Here is a 10,258-nt window from a genome sequence, read left to right as displayed (position 1 = left end):
GCTGCCCGATCGTCGATACCTGGTGGCAGACCGAGACCGGCGGCATCCTGATCACGCCGCTGCCCGGCGCGACCCGGCTCAAGCCCGGCTCGGCGACCCGGCCCTTCTTCGGCGTCCGGCCCGAGGTCGTCGACGCCGACGGCAAGGTGCTCGACGGCGCCTGCGAGGGCAACCTGTGCATCGCCGACAGCTGGCCCGGCCAGATGCGCACGGTCTACCGCGACCACGACCGCTTCGTGCAGACCTATTTCGCCACCTACAAGGGCAAGTATTTCACCGGCGACGGCTGCCGGCGCGACGCCGACGGCTATTACTGGATCACCGGCCGGGTCGACGACGTGATCAACGTCTCCGGCCACCGCATGGGCACCGCGGAGGTCGAGAGCGCGCTGGTTGCGCACGAAAAGGTGGCGGAGGCCGCCGTGGTCGGCGCGCCGCACGAGGTCAAGGGCCAGGGCATCTACGCCTATGTCACCCTGATCGCCGGCGCCGAGCCGAGCGACGACCTGCGCATGGAACTGGTGCGCTGGGTGCGCAAGGAGATCGGCCCGATCGCCTCGCCCGACTGGCTGCAATGGGCGCCCGGCCTGCCCAAGACCCGCTCGGGCAAGATCATGCGCCGCATCCTGCGCAAGATCGCCGAGGACGATTTCGGCAACCTGGGCGACACCTCGACGCTCGCCGAGCCGGCCGTGGTCGACGACCTGGTCGACAACCGCCAGAACCGGACGGGGTAGGGGCGGCTCAGCCGGCGAAACAATGGCCAGCGGGGCGGGCACTCCCTGGACCGACGAGGAGAACGACGCAATCGTCGCGGACTATTTCGCGATGCTTGCAGACGATCTCGCCGGTCGTCGGCCCAACAAAGCCGAGCACAACCGGCAACTCCGGACTCGGATTGATCGCAGCCGGGCCTCCATTGAATTTAAGCACCGGAATATCAGCGCGGTGCTCAAGGCGTTCGCCCAGACTTGGCTCTACGGCTACAGACCGGCCTACAATTTCCAAGATTCTCTGATCGATGCGGTTTGGCGCTGGCTGGAGCGAAACCCGGACCTGATTGCACCTAGTCAAGACGCGCGTGCTACCACCGGCATCAGGGATCCGGGTTCGCTCTATGTCTCGCCGCCGCCCACGCATAGTAACGCGCCTCCACCGGCCGATCTCGAGAGAATGCTCGGCGTCGCGCGGAGATTCGATGTAGCGGGCAGGGATGAGCGTAACCGGGCCCTCGGAGAGGCCGGCGAGGCGCTGGTGTTCGAATTTGAGCGTGCAACGCTGAAAGTGGAACGGCGCCCCGATCTGGCGGAGCAGGTGAAATGGGTGTCCCGCGACGAGGGCGATGGCGCTGGATACGACATTGCCAGTTTTCGGCACGACGGGCGCCCAAGGCTGATCGAAGTGAAGACCACGAACGGATGGGAGCGCACGCCCTTCGACATCACTCACAACGAATTCGCCGTGTCTGAAGCGTGCGCCGGCGAATGGTGTCTGTTCAGGCTGTGGAATTTTGCTCGGGAACCCAAGGCCTTCGAGCTATACCCGCCCCTTAAGGCGCACGTTTCACTTTTCCCCACCAGTTACGAAGCGCATTTTCGTTGATGCGGGCGACTGCCCGATTCCCGAACGTGAGAACAGGCTGTATTCCTTCGATACGCCCCGTTATTCATCCGGGCTACTCAGGGTGAGAAGACGGTATTTGTATTTGCAAATAATAGCCTCATCCCGAGCCGGCGCGTCAGCGCCGTAACGTGGCACGGTCCCGCAGGGCGAAGGCGGCGGTGCCGGCGATGAGCCCCAGGGCGCTGGTCAGGCCGAGCACCAGGACGAGCGGGCCGGCCGTGCCATCGGCGAGCAGGCCGAACAGCTGGGCGAACAGGGCGCCGCAGAACAGCTGCATGAACGAGCCGATGCCGGCGGCGGTCCCGGCGCGGTCGCCAGCCAGGCGGATCGCGCCGGCCTGGGCGCTCGACAGGCCGATCCCGTTGGCGAAGGTGATGAAGAAGGCGGGCAGGAAGATCGTCCAGGGCGTGAGCGCGCCGGCCGCGGCGAACAGCGCGAACGCGCCGACCGTCGCCGCCTGGAGCAGGCTGCCGGCGAGCACCATGGTCTCGACCGGGACGCGCCCGCTCAGCCGGCCGGCGGCGAAGTTGCCGAGCAGGAAGCCGGCCGGGAACAGCGGGAACCAGAAGCCGTAGGCCTCCGGCGAATAGCCCAGATAGTCGATCATGACGATGGCGGAAGCCGGCGCGGCGACGAAGAAGGCGCCCGAGGTCGCGCCCGATTGCCAGACGAAGGCTTGCAGGCGGAGATTGCGCAACAGGCCGCCATAGTCCCGGAGCAGGCCGGCCGCGCCGCCGCCCGGCCTGCGCGCCGCCGGCGGGTGGCTTTCGGCGACGGCGAGAAAGACGCACAGCGCGATGACGAGGCCGGCGAGCGCGGCGAAGACGAGCACGCTGCGCCAGCCGTAGCCGGCGACCAGCCAGCCGCCGAGCGGCACCGAGAGCATCGGCCCGAGCGCAAAGGCCATGGTCAGGTAGGCGATGGTTTTGGCGAGCCGGTCGGTGCCGTAGACATCCCGGACGATGGCGCGCGCGAGGGCCACGCCGCACGCCCCGCCCGCGGCCTGGACGCAGCGCCCGGCGAGCAGCAGCCAGATCGTGTCCGCCGCGGCCGAGAGCGCGCTGCCCGCGGCGAACAGCAGGATGCCGCCGATCAGGACCGGCCGGCGCCCGAGCCGGTCGGACAGCGAGCCGTAGGCCAGGGTGAGAAAGGCCATGACGAAGAGCGGCAGGCTGACCGTGAGCTGGCCGAGAGCGTCGGCCACGCCGAGCCCCGTCTTCACGCCGGGCACCGCCGGGAAGAACATCTGGAGCGCCATCGGCCCCATCATCGTGGCGAGCACCAGGGTGGCGAACAGCAGCAGCCCGGGCCGGGCCTGCCGATGGGCCTGTGTCTCTGAAAGCGTCATGCCACGGCCGGTGCGCGCCGCCCTTCGAGACGAGGTTTCGTGACGCGGTCCTGCGGACCGCTCCTCAACCTCTCCTCAGGATGAAGATGTAATATGTTCAACATGTTCAGCTTCATCCTGAGGAGGCCATTGAGGAGGCGCGCCAGCAGCCTGTCCGGAGCTTGTCGAAGGGCCGTCCCGAAATGGCCGTCTCGAAGGGCGCCCTGCTACCGCGCCAGCGCCGGGAACAGCCGCGCCATGGCCGCCTCCAGCTTGTCGTGGGAGACTCCGAAGCAGAGCCGCATGAATCCTTCGCTGTCCGGTCCGAAGGCCGCGCCCGGCGCGAGGCCGACACGGGCCTCGTCGACCAGCCGGTAGGCGAGCGCCCGGCTGTCGGTTTCGCCATCGACCGCCAGATAGAGGTAGAAAGAGCCATCCGGCCGGGCGAAACGGACGTTGGGCAGCGGCGCCAGCGCATCGCACACAATGTCCCGGCCCGTGCGGCAGCGCGCGATCATGTCGTCGAGATACGGCCCGCCTTCCTTCAGCGCGGCGACGGCGCCGTATTGCAGGAAGGTCGGCACACCGGACGTGTTGTACTGGACCAGGTTCTCGAAGACCTGGCCGAGCGCCGCCGGCCCGACCAGCCAGCCGATGCGCCAGCCGGTCATCGACCAGTTCTTCGAGAAGGTGTTGACGACGACCAGCCGTTCGTCGGGCTCGCAGACCTGGAGGAAGGAGGGCGCGACGTCCATGCCGTAGACCAGCCGGCCGTAGACCTCGTCCGCGACGATCCACAGGCCGCGCTGCCGGGCGAAGTCGCGCACCGCGATCTGGTCCTCGCGACGCATCGTCCAGCCGGTCGGGTTGCCCGGCGAGTTGATGAAGAAAGCCTTGGTGCGCGGGCCGACCGCATCGAACAGCCGGTCGAGATCGAGCGTCCAGCCGGCGCTGCCGAGGCTGAGCGGCACGTCCACGACCCGGCCGCCGACGATATCCACCGCCGCTCCGATATTCGGCCAGACCGGCGACGGCGCCACCACCTCGTCGTCCGGGCCGAGCAGCATCTGCATGGTCTGCATGACCGCCTGCATGCCGCCGATGGTGACGATGGTGCGCTCCGGCGCGACCTCGATGCCGTAGACCCCGCTCAGGTAGGCGCCGAGCGCCCGGCGCAGGGGCGGGATGCCGCGCTGGTATGTGTAGAAGGTCTGCCCCGTGCGCAGCGCCTTCATCGCGGCCTCGCCGATGAAGTCCGGCGTCGGCAGGTCGCCCTCGCCGATCCACAGCGGGATCAGGTCCGGTATCTCGCGCCCGTGGTTGGCGAGCTCGACGATGCCGCTTTCCGGAATCGCCGCGATGCGCGGATTGATGGCGGCAAGAAGCTCGGCGTCGCCCATGGCAGGCTCCGGGGGTCGCGGATCGGGTTGGCGGATGCGGCCGCCCTCCCTAACGCGCCCGCCGCCCGCCCGGTAGCGCGAAGAATGACACAGGTCGATGCGTCAGCGGTGACAGGCGGTAAGGTCTCCGGGAAGGACAGCGCCGACCATTTCCGGTCTGGACGACCGGATTGCATTTGCTGTACCAATTATGGTGCATTACGAGCCATGGCGGCACCTGGAAAATCGATCGTAGCCCGGTTCTATCGGCTGCCCGGCGGCCGGGAACCGGTTCGGGACTGGCTGGCGGAACTCTCGCGGCAGGACCGGAGATCGATCGGACGGGATCTGACGAAGGTCGAATTCTGCTGGCCGTGCGGTCTGCCACTCTGCCGGTCGATCGCAGGATATCCCGGTCTGTACGAAGTGCGGAGCGATATGGCCGGCGGCCGGATCGCCAGAGTTTTCTTCCTCGTGTCGGGGAAGTCCATGGTCCTTCTCCATGGGTTCATAAAAAAGAGTAGGACGACACCGGCAAAGGAACTGAAGCTGGCGCAGCGCCGCATGAAGGAGCACAACCGAAATGAACCGTGAGAACCCGCGCGTCGGCTCGACGCTGGACAGCCTGCTCCGGCGCGACGACGCATATGACGACATCCGCAACGACGCGATAAAGGCCGCGCTGGTCTACAAACTGAAGGAAGCGATGGAAGCGCAGAACATCTCCAAGGCGCATATGGCCGAGCGCATGGAAACCAGCCGTTCGCAACTCGACCGTCTGCTCGATCCGGAGAATGAAGGCGTAACGCTGCATACCCTGAAGCGCGCAGCCGCCGCGGTCGGCATGCGTCTGAATCTCGAAATCCGGCAGATCTAGAAGGCGCGCCCGGCGCCGCGGCATGACCGGAAAAATCGCGGTCGACCTGCTTTCCGACGCGAAGGCGCGCCTGGGGGAAGCGCCGGTCTGGGATGCCGAAGCCGGCTGCGTCTGGTGGATCGACTGTATCGGCAAGCGGCTGCACCGCCATAACCTTGCGGCCGGGACGACCGCGTGCGTCGAGGTCGGCGAGGCGATCCACAGCATCGGCTTGCGCAACGATGGCGGTCTTGTCGCGGCGCTGTCCTCCGGCTTCGGCCGTCTCGACCCGGAGACCGGAGCATTCAGCCCGCTCAGCCGGCCGGAGGAAGCGCGGCCGGATTATCATTTCAACGACGGCAAGTGTGGCCCGGACGGGCGTTTCTGGGCCGGCTCGATGCCGCGCAACTATACGGGCGCGGGCGGCCGGCTCTACCGGCTCGGGCCGGGCGGCACGGTGGCGCAGATGGCCGACGGCTTCACCGTGCCCAACGGGCCGGGCTGGAGCCCGGACGGGACGGTCTTCTACATCGCCGACAGCCCGGCCGGCGCGATCTTCCGCTACGGCTTCGACCCGGCGGGCGGCGCGCCCGACGGCGGCGCGTTGGGCCTGCGGGCGGTCGCAGTCGAACCCGGCGCTGCGCCCGGCTGGCCCGACGGCATGGCGGTCGATGCCGAAGGCTGCCTGTGGAGCGCGCGCTGGGACGGCGGCTGCATCGCCCGCTTCACGCCCGGCGGGACGGTCGACCGGATCGTCGACATGCCGGTGAGCCGCCCGACCAGCTGCGCCTTCGCCGGCCCGGACCTCGATATCCTCGTCGTCACCTCGGGCACCGCCGGCATGGACGGGGCCGCGCGCGCCGCCGAGCCGCTTGCCGGCGGCCTGTTCGCCTTCAGCCCCGGCGTCAGCGGCGCTCCGGTCGGGAGTTTTGGCCGCGGCTCGTCTATCGGTTGATCGGTCTGTATGTTCATTTACGAATCGGAAGGTCCCGTCCGGCAATTTCGAATCGGGCCGCGCCCGATTCCGGTTGCAGTTCCCGAACCGTTCGGTTATGCGCACCGGCGAGACTTGGCCGAACGAACAGGAAACACCGCCATGCCGTACCGGATGACCGGGCGACGGAACAAGACGTTTGCCGCGCTCGCCTTTCTGACGGCCCTGTGTCTTTCTCTCTTGCCCGGCGCACCGGCCCTGGCGGACGGTTACAGCCCCGCCAGCGAGTTAATGGTCGGCGAGGTGCGGCTTAAGCAGCGTGCCGGCCGCGTAACGCCGGAGGCTCGCTACCGCCTGCTGAAACGGGCCGAAGCCGCTCTCGCCCGGATCGCGAAACGCTATTCGACCACCGATCCGGCGGTGAAGCTGATCGCCAGCCAAGCGGTCGGCAGCGTCTCGCTCGTCGGTGTGAAAGAACGGGTCGCAAAGGCGCGGAAGGATCTATTGACCGAGCGCGCCGCTACAGAACGCGACCGATGCTTTGCTGGGCCCGATTTCGCCTGTCTCATCGTCCAGGCGCTCGCGGTAGTGGAAGAGATCGAACGCGGCGATGACAAGGCCTTGGTCCTTATCGCCATCGCAGGCGCACAGGCGCAGGCCGGTGACCTAGAGGGTGCGCTCGCGACCGCCGAAAGTATCGAACGTGCTTTTGACAAGGCTGACGCTCTCGCCAGCATCGCAGGGGCGCAAGTGAAAGCCGGCAATATGGAGGGCGCGCTTGCAACCGCTGAAAGGACTGAACGCCCTTCTGACAAAGCCTGGGTGCTCAGCGACATCGCAGACGCGCAGGCGCAGGCCGGCGACATAGGGGGCGCGCTCGCGACCGCCGAAAGTATTGAAAGCGCCTCTGACAAGGCTTCGGCGCTCGGCAACATCGCAGGGGCGCAGGCGAAAGCCGGCGACACCGAGGGCGCGCTTGCGACCGCCGAAAGAATTGGCAAAGCCTACGAGAAAGCTTTGGCTCTCGGCGACATCGCAGGCGCGCAGGCGCAGGCCGGTGACATAGAGGGCGCGTTTGCGACTGCCGAAAGGATCGAGCCTGCCGATGGCAAGGCTCGGGCTCTCGCCGGCATCGCAGGGGCGCAAGCGAAAGCCGGCAACACGGCGGGCGCGCTTGCGACCGCTGAAAGGACTGAACGCGCTTCTCACAAGGCTTGGGTGCTCGGCGTCATCGCACGGACGCAGGCGGAGGCCGGGGATCGGAACGGCGCCCGGACAACAGTCGAAGCCGCGTTCGCGACCTCTGGAAAGATCGAAAACGCCTCTCACAAGGCCTGGGTGCTCGGCGTCATCGCCGGCGCGCAGGTGCAAGCCGACGATATGGAGGGCGCGCGGGCTACCTTCGAATCGGCGCTCGCGGCTGCCGAAAAGATTGATGTGGCCCTTTGGAAGGCTGAGGTCCTCCGCGGCATCGCAGAGGCGCAGGCACAGGCCGGCGATATGGAGGGGGCGCTGGCGACCGTTGGAAGGGCAGAAAACGCTTCTGACAAGGCCTGGGCTTTCCACGTCATCGCACGGGCGCAGGCACAGGCCGGCGATGTAGAGGGCGCGCTTGCGACCGCCGAAAGGATTGAAGGCGCCGGTCCGAAGGCACACGCTCTCACCGACATCGCTCTGGCAGTCGCCGGACGGAAATAGTCTGCGTCCGTATCGGAGTCGGCCGGAAAACGGTATTCCGGCGACCTTCAGCCGATCCGTTCGCGCTCGCCCTGGTGTCGGGCGCTCGCCGGTCGGGGTAAGGGCAGTCCCTTAGAAAGTGCCCTCACGGCAGCCGCAGCAGCAACCGCACGATCTTGCGGGTGCGCTCGCTGAACAGTTTCGGGGTGTAGTAGCTCGATGCGGTGCGCTTGCCGATCTCGCCCAGGGTGGGATAGGGCGCGATATAGCCGGACATTTTCGCCAGGCCGATATCGTTCTGGATTGCCAGCACCCAGGGATGGATCAGCTCGCCGGCATGGGCGCCGACGATGGTGGCGCCCAGGATTTTCCCTTTGGGCGTGGCGACGATCTTCATATGCCCGTCGGTGCGGCGCTCGGCCTGGGCGCGGTCGTTCTCGGCGAAGCTCCAGCGCAGCACGGAGAGGCGGCCGTGCTTCTCGGCGGCCTGGGCCTCGGTCAGGCCGGCCTGGGCCAGCTCCGGCTCGGTATAGGTCACCCAGGGCAGCGCCCGGTAATCGACCTTCGCCCAGCCCATGCGGAACAGCAGGCGGCGCACCAGCACCCCGGCGTGATAGCCGGCGATATGGGTGAACTGCGGCCCGCCGGCGACGTCGCCGGCCGCGAAGATGCGCCTGTTGGACGTGCGCAGGCCGGCATCGACCTCGACCCCGGCGCGGCCGACCCGGACGCCGGCCTTGTCCAGGTCAAGCCCGTCGACCACCGGCGCCCGCCCGGCGGCGACCAGCAGGTGCGATCCGGTCAGCACGGTCTCTTCGCCGTCGCGGCTGACGGTGAGGGCGATGCCGCCGTCCCGCGCCTCGACCCGTTCAGCCCGCGTCCCTTCCAGGATCCCGATGCCTTCCGCCTTCAATTGCCGGCGCACGACGTCGGCCGCCTCCGGATCGTCCCGGCCGAGGATGTTGAACATCTCGACGACGGTCACCCGGGCGCCGAGACGGCGGTGGGCCTGGGCCAGTTCGCAGCCGATCGGCCCGCCGCCCATGACCAGCAGATGCTCCGGGCATTCGGTGAGGTCGAAGATGGTCTCGTTGGTGCGGTAGGGCGCGTCGGCCAGCCCCGGCACCGGCGGCGCAACGGCCTTCGATCCGGTCGCGACGACGAAGCGTTTTGCCGTGATGCGCCGGCCGTCGACCTCGAGGGCGTCCGGCCCGGTGAAGCGCGCCGAGCCCTGGATGACGTTCACGCCCAGCGCCCGGAAGCGCTCGACCGAATCGATCGGCGCTATCGCCGCAATGACGCCGTGGACATGGCGGTGGACCGCGGCGAAATCGACTTCGGGGGCCGATGCCGTCACGCCGAAGCGCCCGGCGGTGCGCACGATCTCCGCGGCGTGGCCGGCGGCCAGCATCGCTTTCGACGGCACGCAGCCGGTGTTGAGGCAGTCGCCGCCCATCGTGCCGCGCTCGATCAGCACCGTGCGCGCGCCGAGCTGGGCGCAGCCGGCGGCGACCGACAGGCCGGCGGCGCCGGCGCCGATGACGCAGATATCGACGTGAAGCGGATCGGCAGAGGAGGGATCGGTCATGAGTGTCCTTGAAGGCGGTCGATGGCCTCCGAGACCGCGGCGACGGTCTGTTCCGGGGTCCGGTCCCGGTCCCAGTCCTGGCGCGATTCGGCGGCGAAGGGCGTGCCGTCGAGCAGGCGGAACATCTCGGCGGCGGCGCGGTGGAAGCCGTCGGGCAGACCGGCGGCATCGAGGGTGGCGGCGATTTCCTCCATTTCGCCGATCCAGCGCCCGGCGTCCAGCGGCAGGCGCGGCAGCATCGCACGCTGGCGTTCCCGCACCGCGCCCTGGCTCTCCGAAAACTCCCGGTCGAGCGCCTCGGCGACGCCGAGCCGGTGCGCGGCGGTCGAAAGCGCGGCGAACAGGGTCCAGTTGCCTTTGGTCAGCGCGGCGTAGCACATCTTGACCGCCGAGGCCCGGCCCGGCTCCGGCCCCAGGTCGCGCACGGTCAGCCGTTCGTCTTCCAGGAAGGCGAGGCGCCCGGCCGCCGGGCCGCTGACGTAGAGGCGGGTTGCCGGCGACGCGACCGGCGGCCGGCCGACGATGCCGCCGTCCACGAAGGCGAACCCGGCGGCGCTGACGGTGCGGCCGATCGCCAGCGTCGTCGCCGGCGCGATGGCGTTGCAGTCGACGTAGATGCGTTCCCTGGCGGAAACCGTGCACCCGCCAACGGCGCGCGCCAGTGCCGGCGCCTCGGCTGGCGGCAGGATGGAGAGGAGGATGTCGGCAGCCCCGACGACCGAAGCGAGGTCGCCGCCGTCCTCGATGCCGGCTTCGGCGGCCAGCGCGCGGGTCCGTGTGCTCCGCCCGGCGAGGCAGGTGAGAACGCGGCAGCCCCGGTCGCGCGCCACCCAGCCGACCGCATGGCCCATATCGCCGGCGCTGAGCACGGCGA

General features: G+C 68.6%; 10 protein-coding genes. 6 read left to right on the top strand and 4 right to left on the bottom strand.

The genetic code is table 11. From position 1 onward, the window contains the following. Positions 1-737, top strand: a 737-nt coding sequence (locus OXM58_10860; GenBank protein ID MDE0148862.1) for an AMP-binding protein, incomplete at its 5' end; no start/stop codon positions are given. A gap of 22 nt (positions 738-759) precedes the next feature. Next, positions 760-1,602 carry a DUF3883 domain-containing protein gene (locus OXM58_10855; protein ID MDE0148861.1) on the top strand — a complete coding sequence of 281 codons (843 nt, stop codon included), beginning with the start codon at positions 760-762 and terminating at the stop codon, positions 1,600-1,602. Between the two features lie 136 nt (positions 1,603-1,738). Here the strand turns inward: OXM58_10855 and OXM58_10850 are convergent, their stop codons facing one another. Continuing rightward, the gene (locus OXM58_10850; protein MDE0148860.1) at positions 1,739-2,971 is read right to left on the bottom strand and encodes an MFS transporter; all 1,233 of its coding nucleotides are present in this window, start codon (positions 2,969-2,971) and stop codon (positions 1,739-1,741) included. A gap of 206 nt (positions 2,972-3,177) precedes the next feature. Next, positions 3,178-4,350 carry a pyridoxal phosphate-dependent aminotransferase gene (locus OXM58_10845; GenBank protein ID MDE0148859.1) on the bottom strand — a complete coding sequence of 391 codons (1,173 nt, stop codon included), beginning with the start codon at positions 4,348-4,350 and terminating at the stop codon, positions 3,178-3,180. 84 nt (positions 4,351-4,434) lie between these two features. On the opposite strand from OXM58_10845, the gene OXM58_10840 reads away from it, so the two are divergent. Genes OXM58_10840 through OXM58_10825 form a run of 4 tightly spaced genes read left to right on the top strand, consistent with a single transcriptional unit; the run spans position 4,435 to position 7,817 of the window. Continuing rightward, the gene (locus OXM58_10840) at positions 4,435-4,923 is read left to right on the top strand and encodes a type II toxin-antitoxin system RelE/ParE family toxin (protein ID MDE0148858.1); all 489 of its coding nucleotides are present in this window, start codon (positions 4,435-4,437) and stop codon (positions 4,921-4,923) included. Beyond that, positions 4,913-5,206 (top strand): XRE family transcriptional regulator, encoded by a 294-nt coding sequence (locus tag OXM58_10835; GenBank protein ID MDE0148857.1) that lies wholly within the window; start codon positions 4,913-4,915, stop codon positions 5,204-5,206. Before OXM58_10840 ends, OXM58_10835 begins: the two co-directional genes overlap by 11 nt. Before the next feature lie 22 nt (positions 5,207-5,228). Continuing rightward, entirely contained in the window at positions 5,229-6,140 is a 912-nt protein-coding gene (locus OXM58_10830) for an SMP-30/gluconolactonase/LRE family protein (GenBank protein MDE0148856.1), read from the top strand. Positions 6,141-6,149: 9 nt separating this feature from the next. Next, a complete protein-coding gene (locus OXM58_10825; GenBank protein ID MDE0148855.1) occupies positions 6,150-7,817 on the top strand; it encodes a hypothetical protein in 1,668 nt (555 codons plus the stop codon). A gap of 124 nt (positions 7,818-7,941) precedes the next feature. Here the strand turns inward: OXM58_10825 and OXM58_10820 are convergent, their stop codons facing one another. Continuing rightward, positions 7,942-9,384, bottom strand: a complete 1,443-nt coding sequence (locus OXM58_10820; protein ID MDE0148854.1) for an FAD-dependent oxidoreductase — start codon at positions 9,382-9,384, stop codon at positions 7,942-7,944. Next, entirely contained in the window at positions 9,381-10,253 is an 873-nt protein-coding gene (locus OXM58_10815) for a DUF1932 domain-containing protein (protein ID MDE0148853.1), read from the bottom strand. Before OXM58_10815 ends, OXM58_10820 begins: the two co-directional genes overlap by 4 nt. Positions 10,254-10,258: the final 5 nt, after the last annotated feature.

Source organism: Rhodospirillaceae bacterium, assembly GCA_028819475.1.
Lineage (GTDB): Bacteria > Pseudomonadota > Alphaproteobacteria > Bin65 > Bin65 > Bin65.
Note: the sequence above shows the minus strand (reverse complement) of the source record. Positions and strands in the feature narration are given on the sequence as shown.